A 15147-nucleotide genomic window follows, 5' to 3' on the forward strand; every position below is an offset into this window, starting at 1 on the left:
TGGCCCGCGGGGACGACCTCATCCTCGTGAAGCAGCTCCGGAACGGGGCCCAGGGACTGTGCCGCCGCTGAGACGGCCGTACTCGGCGTCACGTCCGGGCCGCGTGCGGCTCAGAGCTCCCGGCGCGTGCGGCCCGGAGGCGACCGCGTATGGCGGGTGTGTTCCGGCCGGGGCCGGATCGCCTCAGACGGCTGCACTTCGATCCCGAGGAGCCCGGCGTGGCCGGCAGCCGCTCCGATGGCGAGGAGATGGCCGAGTGGTGGTCGTGAACGCCGCGTTGGAAGGGAGATGTTCCCGGTCGATGGATCTGCCGTTCGGGTGAGCCGGCGTCGAGTGCAGCGAAACAGGTCCGTATTGTCCTGCCTTCGGCCTGTGATGCCCGTACACGGCGTACAGTTTTCCCATGTCCCGGCCTCGGCAGTTTGACGACGAGGAGGTTGTTCGGGCTGCTCGCGACCAGTTCTGGTCCCACGGTTACGACCGAACCTCCATCGACGATCTGAGCGCTGTCACGGGCTTGGGACGCGGAAGTCTGTACGGGGCCTTCGGAGACAAACACGCCCTGTTCCTGCAGGCTCTGGACAGCTACAACGCTGACGCGATCGGAGCCTGGCGTTCGGCTCTGCGCGGCCCGGGACCGGCCCTCCCGCAGCTGGAACGCTTTGTGTGCGGCATCGCCGAAGCGATCAGCGGGGACGTGGAGCGGCGGGGCTGCATGATGGCCAGGAGCGCCACGGAACTCGCCGCAGTCGACAAGACCGTCGCCGAGCGGATTGCTGCCACTGTCCGCGGAATGCACAGCGAGCTGTCGGACTGCCTTGCCCGGGCCCAGGATGAGGGCGCGTTGGACGCCGAAGCGGACACGGACGGGCTCGCACGCCTTCTCCTTGCCGTGCTGCGGGGACTGGAGGCCCTGGGCAGGGCGGGAGCGGCAGCGGAGGTTGTCATCGGGGCTGCCGAGCAGGCCTTGGCCCTTCTTCCCCGCGTGTCCACGAACGAGCCGGCGCCGGCTCGGCGGGAGGACCGTTCAGCGCCGTGACGCGGTCCCGACCTGGACGGTCCTTGGGTATTTCAGTGCGATGGCCGCACGCCTTGGAGGTTGCGCCCCGCCGGGCGTCGCGGACGTCGCCCACTAACAGGACGATCAGCTGCAGGGCAGGGGTGTCCAGCAGGGGCAGATGAGAGGACGGTGCCGACCTTGCCGGGTCGTTGCGCGTGCTGCACGGCCGCGGCCAGGTCGCCGAGACCGTAGGTGGCATCTGGCCCTTGGCCGCCATCGCGATCTTCTTCGCGGCGGCGACGTCGGATGTCTGCCTGCCGAGGGAGGTGTCGGTATCCAGCGGCCGATGCTCCTGCCGCGCAGTGTCTGCGAGTTGTTCACCTGGACGCGCGGGGGCTCATGGTGCGACCAGGTCGTGACTGTCCCCTATCAGCTCCCGAATCAGTTCGTCCGGGACATCACCGGCCAACGAAATGTTGACCCAGTATCGCTTGTTCAGCTTGTACGCCGGGTGCACTGCCTCGAAGCGGTTCTGCAACTCGGCGACCCGCTCCGGATCGGCCTTGACGGTCACCTGATCGTCCGGGAACTCATGGCCGCTGAGGATGGCGAACACCTTGTTGTTCGCCACTGTCTTGAACACCACGCGGTCAGGGGCGAACGGACGTGACTCGCTGACTCCGGCGAAGGAGAGCGCCAGTTCTCGGACGTCGTCCACGTTCATGGCTACCTCGCTTCCATAACTGAAGTCGCAGGACTCCCGCCCTTGATAGCAGCGGCTACCAGGGGCGAATGAGGACGGTGCCGACCTTGCCGGGCTGCACCGCGTGCTTCACGGCGGTGGCCAGCTCGCCGAGGTCGTACGTGGCGGCCACGTCGAACTGGTCCTTGAACGCCAGCGCGATCAGCGTCGCGGCGACCACGTCCGACGCCCGCCTCTCGGCGGATGCCTCCAACAGCCACCGGCCCAGGTTCGCGCCCCGCACCGTCAACGACTGGTAGAGCAGCGTCGACGCATGCACCGAGATCGGCTCCTCGGCCAGTTCCCCGTAAATGACCAGCCTGCCGCCCGGCGCCAACAGGTCCAGAAGGCTCTCCGTCAGCTTTCCGCCGACAGGGTCGAAGGCCACACTGAGCGGGCGGCCGCCGGCTGCCTTGCGGACCTCGTCGGCCCAGCCCGGATTCTCTGTCGCCACGACCGGGACGTCCGGGAAACGCTTGCGCAACTCGGCGGCACCGCGGTCACTGCGGACGACGTTGACCAGGCCCACGTTGTGGTACTGCATTACGCCCGTTACCAGCCGCCCGACCGACGATCCAGCGGCGGCCTGCACCAGATAACCGTCGTACCCCAAGGCCGGGTGCTGCTCCGCCTCACGGCGCAGCATCACCGCGGTGAGCGGGTTCGTCAGCATCTGCGCGGCGACCTCGTCCGACAGCTCGTCAGGCACGGGGACGACAGTCTCGGCGTCCGCCAGGATCCACTGTGACCATCCCCCCGGCAGGGGAAAGACTGTTACGCGGCCACCGACCTCGACGCCCGGAGCCACGCGTGTATCCGGGCCGATGGCCTCCACCAAGCCGGTCCCTTCCACGCCGACCGGCACCGGCCCCGCAGCCGTCGCGGGGAAGGCATCGAGGCCCAGGAGATCACCAGGGTGGACCGGGAAGGCCGTGGCACGGATGAGGACCTGACCGTGCACGGGTGCTTCCGGTTCGGGCTCCTCGATGACGGTCAGGACGTCGGCGGGTGTCCCGCTACGGGTCCAGACGACACGACGGTTCATGATTCTCCTCCTGTCCGCTGGGGTGTATGAGGCTCGGCCGGGGCGTCAGCCGACGTCCATGAGCAGCAGGTGCTTCGCGCTGAGCGGGCCGTCGAGCTGCATCAGCCGGCCTCCCTCCCGTAGACCGCCGAGGTCCAGGGAGGCGAACCCGAATTCGTCGAGCAAGCCGGCCACGGCCGTCTTCGCGTCGGCGTCGTCGCCCGCGTAGAAGACCACCTGGCGGCCTTCCTCGTGCTGGGGGTCCGCGGCGATGAACGCGGCGAACAGGCTGTTGAACGCCTTCACGATCCGGGCTCCGGGCAGGCGCTCGGCGACCCATTCGCTGCCCGTGAGGTCACCGACGTCGTACCGGCCCCGCCAGGGGTTGGCCGCGGCGAACTGATTCGTCGTGTCGACGACCGTCTTCCCGGACCAGTCGGTAAGGCTGGTCAGGTCGGGCACGGCGGAGAACGGCACCGCGAGGAAGACAAGGTCCGGCTGCGCAGCCTCCTCGGCTGTCACGGCGTGGGCCTTCGGCCCCAACTGCTCCACGACCGCCTTGAGTGTCTCCGGGCCCCGGCTGTTGCCGATGAGTACCTCATGTCCGTGACGGACGGCCTTGTCGGCGACGGCCCGGCCGATCTCTCCCGCGCCGAGAATGCCGATAGTGCTCTGTGCGGCCATGCTGCCCATCCTTGATCGTGTGTCGGGGGTCGCGCCGGCGCTCCGGCAGCGGCTGTGTGATCGGCTCCGGCCGCTTCCTGCCGGGATGGTCCCGGCCTCGGCGGCAGGTGCGGTGGCACCTATGCGCGATGCGGGTTGAAGTCCAGGAGGACCTTGCCCTTCTCCCGGAAATACGCGAGTGCCTCGGGAAAATCCGCTGCCATGTAGACAGGCGCGGAAGGCAGGACGAGTCTTCCCTCGGCGACCAGCCGCGCGGACTCGGCGTTCAGAGCCGGAAGCCGGGGGAGAAATTCGGCCTGGTACATCCAGAATTCCGTCGTGGTGATGTTCTTCGTCCTCAGCACGTCAGGATCGGGCGTGAACGGCTGGCCGCTCAGATACCCGTAGATCGCCAGCAGGGCGCCGTCGGTCAGTACGTCCAGCAACAGTGCCGTCGCCGCACCGCTGACACCGTCGAGGCCGAGTAGTACCGGATCGGAGCCGATGGCTTCCCGCACGCGTGCCCCGGCGTCCGCCGAGTCGACAACCACGATGTCGGCGCCGAGATCACGGAGTTCGCTCACGAGTTCCGCGCGGCGCACGATGTTGATCGTGCGCAGCCCTCGTTCCTTGGCGAACACGATGACAGACCGGCCTACCCCGCTGTTGGCCGCGTTCTGCACCACCCAGGAACCGGCCGGAAGGTCACGCAGGCCGACCAGGAGCCCCGCGCTGACGGGATTGATGGCGAGCATCGCCGCCTGTTCAAGACTGATGGACTTGTCCACGACGGTCAGGTCCGCCGCCTCGGCCACCACCCGCTCGGACCAGGAAAAGACGCCGAAGGGAAGCAGGACCCTATCGCCGGGGCTGACCTCCGTGACGCCGGGCCCTACGGACACGACCGTCCCGACGCCCTCGTTTCCGATGGCCGTCGGCAACTCAGGGCGTACGGGGTAGATGCCTTGCGCCAGGAGAAGGTCGTGGTGGTCGAGCGGGGCGTACTCGACCTGGATCAGCGCCTGTCCTGCGGTGGGAGCCGGGGGCTCCGGCACGTCCACCACTTTCAGGCCTTTCTCCGGCTCCCCGAACTGAGTGAGGTGAATGGCGAGCATGGGACACGACTCCTCGCTTCGTCGTTTCGTCGGAATTCGAGACATCGTTTTGGATGCCGACGGCCCGGTCCCCGAGGGGTTCCACGGCGGTGTCCAGCTAGGTTCTGCTTCGGCCCGTGAGGTGCACGGTGGAGCCTTCGGCGACGAACCGACGGGCTATGGCCGGACCGATCCCGGTCGAGCAGTCACCCATGCTGATCTTGCCAGCAACCTGTCCCAGGATGTCCGCTTCTTCCATGATGTAGCTCACCGGGAGACCTGTAGAGAGCACAGCACGCCGACACGCGGCAACCCATGCCCGTACACCTTGTGAGGCCCTCGCCGACGAAGGAATCCTCCGCCACGCCACCTCACGGACCGCACGGTTCAGCGAGATTTGTACCTACTAGTAAAGAACTCGAACCGGGGCACTGCAACCGGAGAGGCACTCGCCCTGCCCGGTCTCGCAGCTGGCTGAACAGATACTTTGGCCCTGTACTTCTTCTGCCTCCTTCTGCCGCATCACCGCCCAGCAGATTCCATGGGCGCCACAGCCGCCGCGTGCACGCTCTGAGAACCCGATCGAGCGCAGTCCGCGGTCTTCGGCGAAGCACTGACGGATCGGCCGCGCCCGCTGCTTCCCGCCTTGTACACCACCCACGGGCCGGTACCACGCGGGCTGGAGCTCCCGTACCTGTGGGGGAGCGACGGACACTTTGGGAAGGAGCTCCCGTTGGGCGGGTCGGCCGAGCCCCGACTGGGCCGCCGCCAGACCGATCACCACGAGGAACATCGCAACGGCTGCAGCCGCAGTGATCGCCAGGCCCGGGTCCCCCGACGGCGGGACCGCGGTACTCCTCCTCCTCACCTTCACTCCTCCTCATCTTCGTGACGAGCAACATGGACGATGTGCGGCGGCCCTGGACGAGTGGATCCGATGTGACGGTGGTCGCCGCCCGGCCGGAGCCTCATGAGCGCGCGACTGGAGAACTGGCCAGGCCGCTCCGTCCGGCGAGGGCGAGCAGGGCCTGCCGACCTGCGCTCAGGTGCCGCAGTCGGGTGCCTAGACCACGGTGGTGTTCCCGCAGGCGGGCGGAGAGGAACCGGAGGGCGTGGACACGTCCAGCCCGGACGGGTAAACGAGCATGTGAAGCCTCTGGGAGAGACTGAATTCTTGGTCGAAAACCCATTTACCAGGATCTTCACCCCTGTGTCAGGTCAACTGGCAAACTGCCGAAGCAGGCTGGAAGTCCTCGTTGACCACCGGTCCGGAGTCCAGCCAAGGTGAGGCCAAAAGCCGCAACGGAGATGATCTTGAGGCTGTGGCGGTCAACTGGTACAGGTCCCAGTCGCGTGCGCAAGTGGAACTCGGAGGCCGTGTGGATCTACCTGGACTCCACAGCCTGATGCCGGGGCGGCCCCGGCGACTGTCAGTCTCCGGAGGGAAGGGGCTCTGCTGCCGTGCGAGCCGGTTCGGGTGTGTGCGGCGTCGAGTGGGCGGTGCTGGCGGGGGCCAGGGGCACCGGAGCCCGTTCGCCGCCCAGCCAGGACAGGTTGACGGCCACGGCGGCCATGGAGGCTACGACGATCAGTGCGCCGGCTGTGGCGAGCGCAACTCGTCGGCGGCGGATCCGGAAGCCGCCGACGACGGCCGCGTCGACAACGCTGGGTAGCGTAGGCTCCGGATCGGCGCTGAGGACTGCCTGGAAGGCGGCGTGCAGAGCGTCGTTCTCGTGCTCATTCATGGCCGGTTTCACCTCCTGGTCCCTTCACTGTCAAAGCCTTCGACGATCTCGCGCAGCCGGGCGAGCCCGCGGGCGCTCTGGCTCTTTACCGTTCCCGGACTCACCCGCAGTGCGTGCGCGGTCTGCTCAACGGACCAGTCCTCCCAGAATCGCAGGACCAGCACGGCTCGGTAGCGGGGCGCCAGCTCCATCAAGGCTTCTTGCATCATCAATCGCAACTCCGGTGCGCCGGACACGCCCGAGGGAAGATCGGGTGGCTCGCTCACCGGCTCCTCACGCCAGCCTCGCTTGCGCCACTGGTCGATGAAGGTGCGGGTGAGGATGGTGCGAGCGTAGGCATCCGCATTGCCGTCCCGGCTGACCCGTCCCCAGGCCGCGTACAACTTCATCAAAGTCGTCTGGGTCAGGTCCTGTGCCTGGTGCCAGTCCCCGCAGAGCAGGTAGGCGCTGCGTCGGAGCTGCGCCTGCCGCGCCTCGGCAAATTCCCGGAACTCTCGTTCCCGGGCCGTGTTCCTCACTCTTTGCCGGCCTCTCCCTTGCGCACCACTCCATCTGTCATACATACGGGGAGTGGCCCTCTGGGGTTGCACGGTGCGGGCAGGAGAATTTTCCCGCCGCACCGTGCAACCTGACCGCCGCCCGACTCCGTACCTCTCTCCCGAAAGGGCTTCCACGCACAGGTGGGAGTCCGGCGATCCGAGGAAGAGGCACACCGTTGTCGAAGCACCGCAAGTTCTCGCATAACCGCCGCGCTATGTTCAGCGTGGCCGCCGGAACCGTTCTGGCCGCCGCGGGGATGGTCAGCGTCGCCAGCGCCGCGACCCCGGCCACTCACGCGAACCCGGTCCCGGCCACTCAGGCGGACCCGGTTGCGGCCACTCAGGCGGACCCGGTTGCGGCCACTCACGCGAACCCGGTCCCGGCCACTCAGGCGGACCCGGTTGCGGCCACCCACGCGGACCCGGTTGCGGCCACCCACGCGAATCCGGTTGCGGCCACTCAGGCGAACCCCGTTGCGGCCACCCACGCAAACCCGGTCCACGCCAAGTCTGTCGCCGAACCCCTCTCGTCGGTGAGCGCGGCCGAGCGGGCGAACGCGGTGGGCTGAGCCCCACCCCGAGGAGTACGCACGCCTCCCCGAGAGCCTCGGGCTTTTGCCCGGTGCGGGAGGCGTGCTGCTCCGCACGACCCGCCGTGGACCTCGTTGCCCCTCGGAGGGGTAGCAAGGTGCCCTGGATGAAGATCGGTCGCCCTTGCGGCGTGTCCCGGGAACGGTCCCTCTCTGACATCCCCGTTGCGGCTTTTGGCTTTATCTTGGCTGGACCCCGGTCTGGCCTATGCGAATCTCGACATCATGAGTCAGCCGGTTGTCTTGACGGGCGCGCTGCTGCGTCCGTGGGGCCGACCGCTGAGCTCGGCGTCGAGCGTCTCCTGAGCCACGCGCATGGACTCGGCGTATACGGGGTGCAGCCTCTTCCACATGCAGTCCTCGGAGACGTCCTCAACGCGGCTGACCACCCACCAGATGTTGCCGAAGGGGTCCCTGATACGCCCTCCGCGCTGTCCGAAGGCGTCGTCGGCCAGGGAAGTGACGACGTGGCCGCCATCTGCGACAGCTTGTGAGAACGCCTCCTCCGCGCCGGCGACGAACACACGTAGCAGGCTCGGCATGGTGGGCCAGTCCGTGCGTCGGTCGAAGGCCAACACCACGGTGTCGCCGACGCGGATCTCACCGTGACCGACCACGCCGTCCTCGGTCGACACCCGCCCGAGCTCCTCACCCCCGAACGCCTGGGCTACGAAGTCGAGGAAAGCCCCCGTGCCGTCGGTGACGACCCAGGGCGCAACGGTGGTGTAGCCCTCCGGCGTGGCGCTGGTCTGCTCGATCATCGCGGTTCTTTCGCTGATGTTGATTGCCAGCGGCGACGGTAGGCAGCAAATAGGTCTGTGTTTCTGTCCTAGACATCGGCGCACTTGGGTTGCAACCGGTCCTACGTCAAGTGCACACAGCCCGGCCCGCGGTGTGAGGGCGACAGCCGGTGAGCCGGCGGCCCACGGCCTGGTTCAGGGCGTTGCCCGTCGAAGTCACGGTGGAACGGGACGACCAGCCATAGTGCGTCTCCCGTACCGCGCGGGCTCTCCCTGCCGGGCCGTAGGCCTCTGGGCCCTTGGTAGAGCCCGCAGGGGCGCCTGCGGGCTACCGGCACCTGTCTCACATCTGTTGTGTCTGACGCCCCTCGAGTTCTCTCTTGGCGGCAAGTGCCTTCGCCAGCACCCTGGCCCGGTAGGGATTCGCGGCGCCCAGGGCAGACGCCACCGCCACCGCCTCGTCCAACAGAGCCAGCCGCTGCTCGGGCAGCTCCCGCACCAGCGGCGACGCGCTGGCCTCCACCAGTACGTACGCCAGCTTCGACCCGTACACCTCCGGCTCGACCTGCGTCAGCAGGCGGTAGATCCGCAACCCCTCGGTGCCGCGCACCACCCGCCTGTTGGCACTGAGCAACTGGACCCTCGCCCGCATGACCATGTCCTGATCCATCGATCCCCTCCGTTCCTCCACCCCCCGTCTGGACCCGTCCCACGGCGAGACAGCACGACGAACGCGTCGACACCCGAGAACGGATGCCGACACGGACGTCGGAGAGTGGATGACGACGAGTCTGCGGGCAGGCCACCACGCCGGACAAGCCTGAACGGACGTGCGCTCCGTCCTACCGCAAACCACGTCCGAGCAGGCATGATGGACCTGACACTCACTCAGGCCCCCGGCTCCCCCAGTGCGATCACCGAGTGATGAACAGGTATCTGTAGGCGGCAAGCAGCAGGGAAGGGCAGCGGCGGTGTCGGTATTGCGCCGCTGCCAGGTCGTCAGGCGGGCACGGACGAAGGCTTCGTGGCCCAGGGCTCATCGGCGCTGGCCCCTGCGGAGGCCGGCTCGTGGCAGGGGCGGGTGCGTGCGTACACCGTCGCTGCCGTGCAGGGTGACGGGGATAGTTCTGGTGCCGCAGGCGCTGCAGTGAGGGGGACGAGGGCGTGGCGGACGTGCTCATGGCGGCTCCCTGGCAGTGGGCTCGGTAATCCGATGCCGCAGGCGCCATCCAGTGCACGGTCTTGGGGGTGATCCCGGTGCCGTCGACGGCTTGCCGTGCGCGGTCCTGACCGTCCCGGCGGCTGGAGCACTCCCGGCGGCATGATCGTGCCGGAGGACCGCACCCGCACACCCGGTTCGTCTTCCGGCTGTGCGCCGAGCCGAAGGCCACGACCCTACCGGGCTGCCCTTGGGGGAGAGGGCCGAAAGAGGGGGAGCTGCCCCCGAGGTCGCCGCGCAACCGTGCCGGGCGCGGAGGCCGGGCTCGACGATCCCGCATCCCGGCGCCCTTTCCCCGGCTGGTGCGACCGGTCGCGGCTGCATAGCGTGATCACATGACCACAGAAACGGACCGGTCCGCTCCCGACGACCGGCGGTGGAAAGCGCTCGCGGTCTGTCTGACCGCGGGATTCATCTCGCTGCTCGACGTCTCGATCGTGAACGTGGCGCTGCCTTCCATGGAGTTCGGGCTCGGCGCCTCCGCAGCCACCCAGTCCTGGGTGGTGTCCGGGTACGCACTCGCCTTCGGGCTCGCCCTGGCACCGGCGGGACGACTGGGTGACGTGCGGGGCCGCCGCCAGGCGCTGTTGTTCGGCCTCGCCTTGTTCACGGCCGCATCGGTGGCGTGCGGCCTCGCCACCGGCCCCACCTGGCTGGTGGTGTGCCGGCTGATCCAGGGTGCGGCCGCCGGCGTGGTCGCACCGCAGACCTCGGGGCTGATCCAGCAGATGTTCCAGGGTGCCGAGCGGGCCCGGGCGTTCGGCTTCCACGGCAGCGTCGTCGCCGTGTCCACCGCGGTGGGCCCGCTGGCGGGCGGACTGCTGATCCACGCGTTCGGCACGGCCGACGGGTGGCGCTGGGTGTTCTTCGTCAATGTGCCGATCGGTGTGGCGGCCCTCGTGGCGGGGAACCGGCTGCTGCCCCGTCTCCCGGTACCGAACGACAGACGGGAGAAGTTCGACCCGTTCGGCGTACTGCTGCTCGGTGCGGGCGTACTCGCCCTGCTGCTGCCCCTGGTACAGGAGCAGCAGTGGCAGGGCCGGGCCAAGTGGCTGCTGATTCCGGTGGCCGCACTGCTGCTCGGGGCCTTCTGGGTGTGGGAGAGGACCCAGGGACGCCTGGGGAAGGCACCGCTGGTCGACCTCGGGCTTTTCTCTCTGCGCTCCTTCACGCTCGGCGCTCTCATCAGCCTCATGTTCTTCGCCGGGTTGACCACCATCTTCTTCGTCCTGTCGCTGTTCCTGCAGAACACCGCGGGATACAGCGCGCTCGCCGCGGGTGTGACGATCCTGCCGTTCGCGGCCGCCTCGGCGGTCGGCGCGGCCGTAGGGGGCCGGCTGGTGATGCGCCACGGCCGCAGCCTGGTCGTCATCGGCCTGAGCGGGGTGGCTCTCGGGCTGCTAGGTGTCGTCGTCGCCGTTCAACTGGTGCCCGGGGACGGCGTGGGCTGGGCCATGGCGCTGCCGCTGGTCATCGGCGGGATCGGGTCCGGACTCACGGTCTCACCCAACACGACCCTCACACTCATGCTTGTGCCGGTTCGACGTGCCGGTACAGCGGGAGGGGTGCTGCAGACCGGCCAGCGCATCGGCTCGGCCACCGGCATCGCCGTGGTCGGAGCTGTCTATTTCGCCCATGTCGCCAACCACGGCCGCTCCACGACAGCCCTTCAGCTCGGGCTGCTCACCGCCATGGCGATCGTCCTCGTGGCCCTGGTCCTGGCGGTGGCCGACCTGCGGGAGCGCCGGGCGCATCCCGGACGCGACGACCTCGCGGCGGCGGTGCCGCGGGGCCTCGGGGAGAGCGGGGCCGGCGAGAAGGTGGGGCGCGGGGCCTGACACCGGGCGGGACCGGAGAAGTGCACGGCCCAAGGGACAGGCTCCCCGACCCCGAAGAAGCGCCCTGGCCGCAGGATGACGGATGGGAGGGGCGCCGAGCGTCACACCTTCGACGTGCGAGGCCGCCGACGCGCTTCGAACAGGACCATGGAAATCTTCACCGCGGTCGAAATGGTCAAGGCCTGCAGGAAGGGCATACCCATGAGCCACAGTGCCACCATCATGGCGGTGAGGACCAGGAACACCGGCAGCAGCATGGTGTCCTTGACCGCAGAACGCAGAAATCGCCGGAGCGTTCGGGGCTGGTCCGCCGTATCGATTGCGCTGACGCGGATATCTTCCTCGTCTACCTGAGGCATTTTGTGTCCTTCCCGCGAACTCGTTTCCGTAAGCGAGCCTAGATACGGCCGCATCGGGCTGCCACCGCTGCTGGTCCGACACCGCCGTTACGCGGTTGGTGATGTGAGCCTGCACGCCCGACCGGAGGCATGTTCGGTACGTCGGGTTCGTCGCCGTACTCCGCGGTGTGGGCGCCGGTGCCTTCCCGACTGCCGCGTCACCGTGAACCCTGACGGTGCACCCGGTCGAGTCGATCCGGGCGGCGGTGAACGCGGCCCGTGCTGGTGACACGGTCTTGGTGCAGGCCGGCGCGCACCGCGAGAGCGCCACCGTCAAGACCTCCGGGCTGACACCGCGCGGTGTCTGTCCCCGCAGGCTGATCGTGCCTCCTGAGAAGAAGGCTGCCCAGGGCACCGTCGCTCTGTGTTCCCTGGCCATCGACCGCCTGACCGTGCAGCGGGCCAGGGCCGAGAAGAATGGCAGATCGGTGACGAGAACAAGTGACGAGAACAAGTACTGCGTCAAGACGCGGCGACGAGAACTGGATCACCGGCAACGCCCCCGCCGACCTGGTCCATCAGAACGCCGTGAAGGGGAGCAATCTCTTCCGCGGCAACTTTTGCCGAGTCTCGATGCCGGCGGGGACTGTGCGGCGGTGACCCCCCGCGTCGGCCGTGCGGCTCGGTGAGACGAGCCGACGGCCAACGTCCGTCCGAGTACCGAGCGAGCCGGGCAGCGATTCTGGTGGTACTCACGCACGCGGTACGAGGACGGCCCACCGGGCGTGCTCAGGCCGACGAGAGGGCGGGCAGGAGGCGCAGGGCGTTCCCGCGGTTGATGTGACCGCGCTCCTGTTCGCCGAGGGCGGGATCGCTGTCCAGAGCGGGAGTTGTCACATCGGCGACCACCCGGGTGGGGGTCGGCGGCCAGTCGCTTCCGTAGAGGATGCGGGAGGAGCCCGCGGCGGCCAGCAGAGTGGGGGTGGCCGACGGGGACATGGGCGCGGCCGTGTCGTAGTAGAAGCGGTGCAGGTAGTCGCGGACGCGGCTGGGATCGACGGCGGGGACGAGCTGGCGCCCGAAGACCTCGATCCGACTCGCGATGTAGGGGAGGTACCCGCCGCCGTGCGGGAGGATGAACGTGAGCCGCGGGAAACGGTCCAGAGTGCCGTTCATGATCAGGCTCAGTGCGGCGCGGGTCGTGTCCATGAGGAAGTCGCACACGAACGGCGGTACGCCCTCGGGGGCGCCGGAGGTGTTCACCTGCATGGGGTGCGTGCTGATCACAGCGGCGCGTTCGTCGAGTTCCGCCATGATCGGATCGAGCCCGGGGTCGCCCAGATACGTGCTGCCCGTGCTGGTGCGCGCACTGACGCCCACCGCGCCGAGCTGGTCCATCCCCTGGGTGACGGACCAGCGGGAGAGGTCGGCGTCGTCGAGGAAGACGGGTGTGAAGAAGGCGAAGCGGCCGGAGTGCCGGACGGTGAGTTCGCCCGCGGCCTCGAGGGCGACACGCGTGCTCTCCTTGCGTGCCGCCGCGTCCTGGAAGCGTCCCAGCATGGCGACGGTGAGGATGCTGGTGCGCGTGCCGGTCAGATCCATCAGGTCCAGGGCGGCGGCCTCGTCCCAGCGGGTCCACGGCGGCAGCCCGTCACGGTCCGCGATCCCGTTCTTCTCGGCCCACCGCACCCATTCGGGGGCGGTGTAGTGGTGGTGGACGTCTATTCGTTCGTGCCGGGCGTCGTCGGTGCTCGGCACGGTACGCAGGCCTATGTCGCCCGGAGCCTGCGGGGCGGCGGTCTCGGCGGCTTGAGGCATGGAGGGCTCCCTGTGGTGGGACGGTTCGAGGGCGTCGGAGAGCGGGATCAGCGGCTGAGGAGGCCGTGCAGAACGTGCGTCAGCTCGTCCTCGGGGTTCGCGGGCAGGTCGTCGGAGCGCCAGGCGACCATTCCGTCGGGGCGTACGAGCACCGCACCCTGCGGAGTGACGCCGTGCGTGGCGGCCCAGTCCTCGGCACCGGCGGCCAGGGCGGGCGAGGTGTCGACGTCGAAGTCCGGGCCGGCTCCGGCGCGGTAGGACACCAGGGGGACGCCGAGCTTGGCCGCCGCGGCCTCGGCGGCCGACGGCCACGGCCCGTCCGCAAGGCCGCAGAGGAGGACGAAGCACCGCTCGTACAGGTCGATGGTCGACTTGGTGTCCCCGTTGTGCACGACGGTCATGTGCGGGGCCCGGGTGCCGGGGTCCGCCCGCAGACGAAGCTCCTGCGGGATGGTCGGCGCGTCGGTGTCGGCGCCGCACACGGCCGTGGAGACATAGCGGTAACCGAGGGACACGGTCATCAGGTCCGTGCTCTGGCCCGCACCCTGCGCGGCGCTGTAACCGGGATGCTGCTCGCGCGCGGCCTGCTCGATGGCCCGGGCACTCGTGGCCAGAGCGACCGGGCGCCGTTCGTTCTCGTAGGTGTCCAGCAGGCCCTCTCCAGCCCAGCCGCCCAGCACGGCCGTGATCTTCCAGGCGAGGTTGTGCGCGTCCTGGATGCCCGTGTTGGATCCGAAGGCGCCGGTGGGGGGCATCTCGTGGGCCGAGTCACCGATGAGGAAGACGCGTCCCTGCCGATAGCGGTCGGCGACCCGGTCCGCCGCGTGCCACGGGGCGCGTCCCGTGACCTCGACGTCCAGGTCCCGTACGCCGGCGGCGGCCCTGATGTGGTCGGCGATACGCGTGTCGGTGAAGGACTCGAGCGTCTGGCCGCGCTCGGGGAACCACGGGACGTGGAAAACCCACTTCTCCTCGTTGTCGACGGGCAGCAGGACCCCTTCGCCCTCGGTTCCGTTCAGGTAGCACACGAGGAACCGCTTGTCCCCGACCACCTGACGGAGGAGCTTGCTGCGGAAGGTCACGCTCACGTTGTGGAACAGGTCGCCCCCGCCGCTCTGCCCGATGCCCAGCCGCTCGCGCACGGGGCTGCGCGGCCCGTCGGCCGCCAGGAGGTACGCCGTGCGCATCGAGTACGTCCGGCCGCTCTCCCGCTCGCGCAGTTCGCATGTCACGCCGTCCCGGTCCTCGGTGAAGGAGATCAGCTCCGTACCGAAGCGCACGTCCCCGCCCAGTGCACGGGCATGTGCCAGCAGGACCGGCTCCAGGTCGTTCTGGCTGCACGCGCACCGCCGGGTGGAGCACACGTTCGTCTCGGGGGCTGCGCCGGTGAGACGGGCCGAGAGCCATCTGCCCTCACCGCCCGACAGCTTGTCCGTCTGCATGATGCCGTGATTGCCGGACAGGACGGCCGCGGCCTTTCTGATGTCCGGTTCCAGCCCGGCGGTGCGGAACAACTCCATCGTCCGCATGTTGTTCCCCCGGCCCCGGGGATGTTCGGAAGTGGCGGCCCGGCGCTCGGCGACCATATGGGTGACGCCCAGTCTTCCCAGAAACACCGACGCGGACAGTCCGACAAGCGAACCGCCCACGATCAATACCGGCACCATTTGTTTGTCGCGCGTGTCCACGGCCCGTCCTCCTCCAGTGACCCAGCGGTAGTTCGGGCAGCGATTCGTATTCATGGCGGCCCTGGATCCGAACCTGTCACAGGCACCCGGGGTCGGCAATCGAGCCTTC

Annotated in this window: 15 protein-coding genes and 1 pseudogene; 3 read left to right on the forward strand and 13 right to left on the reverse strand. The window is 68.7% G+C overall.

What is annotated here, in order from left to right; translation table 11 throughout:
- Window positions 1–403: 403 nt before the first annotated feature.
- Complete coding sequence (locus ACZ5K7_RS34220; protein WP_468919579.1) at window positions 404–1039, forward strand: TetR/AcrR family transcriptional regulator; 636 nt, start codon at window positions 404–406, stop codon at window positions 1037–1039.
- A gap of 358 nt (window positions 1040–1397) precedes the next feature.
- Here the strand turns inward: ACZ5K7_RS34220 and ACZ5K7_RS34225 are convergent, their stop codons facing one another.
- From ACZ5K7_RS34225 to ACZ5K7_RS34260, 8 genes and pseudogenes are all read right to left on the reverse strand, one after another.
- Window positions 1398–1724, reverse strand: coding sequence for an MmcQ/YjbR family DNA-binding protein (locus ACZ5K7_RS34225; RefSeq protein WP_351713669.1), 327 nt, complete (start codon window positions 1722–1724; stop codon window positions 1398–1400).
- Between the two features lie 55 nt (window positions 1725–1779).
- Window positions 1780–2787: a zinc-binding dehydrogenase gene (locus ACZ5K7_RS34230; protein WP_468919582.1), complete on the reverse strand. Its 1008-nt coding sequence runs from the start codon at window positions 2785–2787 to the stop codon at window positions 1780–1782.
- A 45-nt stretch (window positions 2788–2832) separates the two neighbouring features.
- The gene (locus ACZ5K7_RS34235; RefSeq protein WP_468919741.1) at window positions 2833–3573 is read right to left on the reverse strand and encodes an NADPH-dependent F420 reductase; all 741 of its coding nucleotides are present in this window, start codon (window positions 3571–3573) and stop codon (window positions 2833–2835) included.
- The gene (locus ACZ5K7_RS34240) at window positions 3570–4544 is read right to left on the reverse strand and encodes a zinc-dependent alcohol dehydrogenase family protein (RefSeq protein ID WP_468919585.1); all 975 of its coding nucleotides are present in this window, start codon (window positions 4542–4544) and stop codon (window positions 3570–3572) included. Before ACZ5K7_RS34240 ends, ACZ5K7_RS34235 begins: the two co-directional genes overlap by 4 nt.
- A 97-nt stretch (window positions 4545–4641) precedes the next feature.
- Window positions 4642–4794 (reverse strand): hypothetical protein, encoded by a 153-nt coding sequence (locus tag ACZ5K7_RS34245; protein ID WP_468919588.1) that lies wholly within the window; start codon window positions 4792–4794, stop codon window positions 4642–4644.
- A gap of 739 nt (window positions 4795–5533) precedes the next feature.
- Window positions 5534–5670 (reverse strand): annotated as a pseudogene (locus tag ACZ5K7_RS34250) (IS5/IS1182 family transposase); the annotation flags it as partial.
- 283 nt (window positions 5671–5953) lie between these two features.
- The gene (locus ACZ5K7_RS34255) at window positions 5954–6268 is read right to left on the reverse strand and encodes a hypothetical protein (protein ID WP_468919590.1); all 315 of its coding nucleotides are present in this window, start codon (window positions 6266–6268) and stop codon (window positions 5954–5956) included.
- 8 nt (window positions 6269–6276) lie between these two features.
- Window positions 6277–6786 (reverse strand): SigE family RNA polymerase sigma factor, encoded by a 510-nt coding sequence (locus tag ACZ5K7_RS34260; RefSeq protein ID WP_351713677.1) that lies wholly within the window; start codon window positions 6784–6786, stop codon window positions 6277–6279.
- A gap of 197 nt (window positions 6787–6983) precedes the next feature.
- Between ACZ5K7_RS34260 and ACZ5K7_RS34265 the strand changes: the two genes are divergently transcribed.
- A complete protein-coding gene (locus tag ACZ5K7_RS34265; protein WP_468919593.1) occupies window positions 6984–7376 on the forward strand; it encodes a hypothetical protein in 393 nt (130 codons plus the stop codon).
- A 251-nt stretch (window positions 7377–7627) separates the two neighbouring features.
- On the opposite strand, the gene ACZ5K7_RS34270 is transcribed toward ACZ5K7_RS34265, so the two are convergent.
- Together ACZ5K7_RS34270 and ACZ5K7_RS34275 are read right to left on the reverse strand one after the other, a co-directional pair.
- Window positions 7628–8158 (reverse strand): VOC family protein, encoded by a 531-nt coding sequence (locus ACZ5K7_RS34270; RefSeq protein WP_468919596.1) that lies wholly within the window; start codon window positions 8156–8158, stop codon window positions 7628–7630.
- A 322-nt stretch (window positions 8159–8480) separates the two neighbouring features.
- Window positions 8481–8807, reverse strand: coding sequence for a hypothetical protein (locus ACZ5K7_RS34275; RefSeq protein WP_351713681.1), 327 nt, complete (start codon window positions 8805–8807; stop codon window positions 8481–8483).
- Window positions 8808–9691: 884 nt separating this feature from the next.
- On the opposite strand from ACZ5K7_RS34275, the gene ACZ5K7_RS34280 reads away from it, so the two are divergent.
- Window positions 9692–11194: an MFS transporter gene (locus tag ACZ5K7_RS34280; protein WP_468919598.1), complete on the forward strand. Its 1503-nt coding sequence runs from the start codon at window positions 9692–9694 to the stop codon at window positions 11192–11194.
- A 101-nt stretch (window positions 11195–11295) separates the two neighbouring features.
- Here ACZ5K7_RS34280 and ACZ5K7_RS34285 read toward each other — a convergent pair whose 3' ends face one another.
- The 3 genes from ACZ5K7_RS34285 to ACZ5K7_RS34295 form a co-directional block, all read right to left on the reverse strand.
- Complete coding sequence (locus tag ACZ5K7_RS34285; protein WP_468919601.1) at window positions 11296–11553, reverse strand: hypothetical protein; 258 nt, start codon at window positions 11551–11553, stop codon at window positions 11296–11298.
- Between the two features lie 768 nt (window positions 11554–12321).
- A complete protein-coding gene (locus tag ACZ5K7_RS34290) occupies window positions 12322–13350 on the reverse strand; it encodes an amidohydrolase family protein (protein ID WP_468919604.1) in 1029 nt (342 codons plus the stop codon).
- A gap of 47 nt (window positions 13351–13397) precedes the next feature.
- Complete coding sequence (locus ACZ5K7_RS34295) at window positions 13398–15038, reverse strand: FAD-dependent oxidoreductase (protein WP_468919607.1); 1641 nt, start codon at window positions 15036–15038, stop codon at window positions 13398–13400.
- Between the last annotated feature and the right edge of the window lie 109 nt (window positions 15039–15147).

It is taken from the genome of Streptomyces sp. NPDC031497, from assembly GCF_055580905.1.

What these genes read in the sequence shown, in the direction of transcription:
- ACZ5K7_RS34230 (WP_468919582.1), bottom strand. Translation starts at nt 2,787, where the DNA reads ATGAACCGTCGTGTCGTCTGGACCCGTAGCGGGACACCCGCCGACGTC.
- ACZ5K7_RS34270 (WP_468919596.1), bottom strand. Translation starts at nt 8,158, where the DNA reads ATGATCGAGCAGACCAGCGCCACGCCGGAGGGCTACACCACCGTTGCG.
- ACZ5K7_RS34240 (WP_468919585.1), bottom strand. Translation starts at nt 4,544, where the DNA reads ATGCTCGCCATTCACCTCACTCAGTTCGGGGAGCCGGAGAAAGGCCTG.
- ACZ5K7_RS34285 (WP_468919601.1), bottom strand. Translation starts at nt 11,553, where the DNA reads ATGCCTCAGGTAGACGAGGAAGATATCCGCGTCAGCGCAATCGATACG.
- ACZ5K7_RS34275 (WP_351713681.1), bottom strand. Translation starts at nt 8,807, where the DNA reads ATGGATCAGGACATGGTCATGCGGGCGAGGGTCCAGTTGCTCAGTGCC.
- ACZ5K7_RS34225 (WP_351713669.1), bottom strand. Translation starts at nt 1,724, where the DNA reads ATGAACGTGGACGACGTCCGAGAACTGGCGCTCTCCTTCGCCGGAGTC.
- ACZ5K7_RS34220 (WP_468919579.1), top strand. Translation starts at nt 404, where the DNA reads ATGTCCCGGCCTCGGCAGTTTGACGACGAGGAGGTTGTTCGGGCTGCT.
- ACZ5K7_RS34290 (WP_468919604.1), bottom strand. Translation starts at nt 13,350, where the DNA reads ATGCCTCAAGCCGCCGAGACCGCCGCCCCGCAGGCTCCGGGCGACATA.
- ACZ5K7_RS34255 (WP_468919590.1), bottom strand. Translation starts at nt 6,268, where the DNA reads ATGAATGAGCACGAGAACGACGCTCTGCACGCCGCCTTCCAGGCAGTC.
- ACZ5K7_RS34280 (WP_468919598.1), top strand. Translation starts at nt 9,692, where the DNA reads ATGACCACAGAAACGGACCGGTCCGCTCCCGACGACCGGCGGTGGAAA.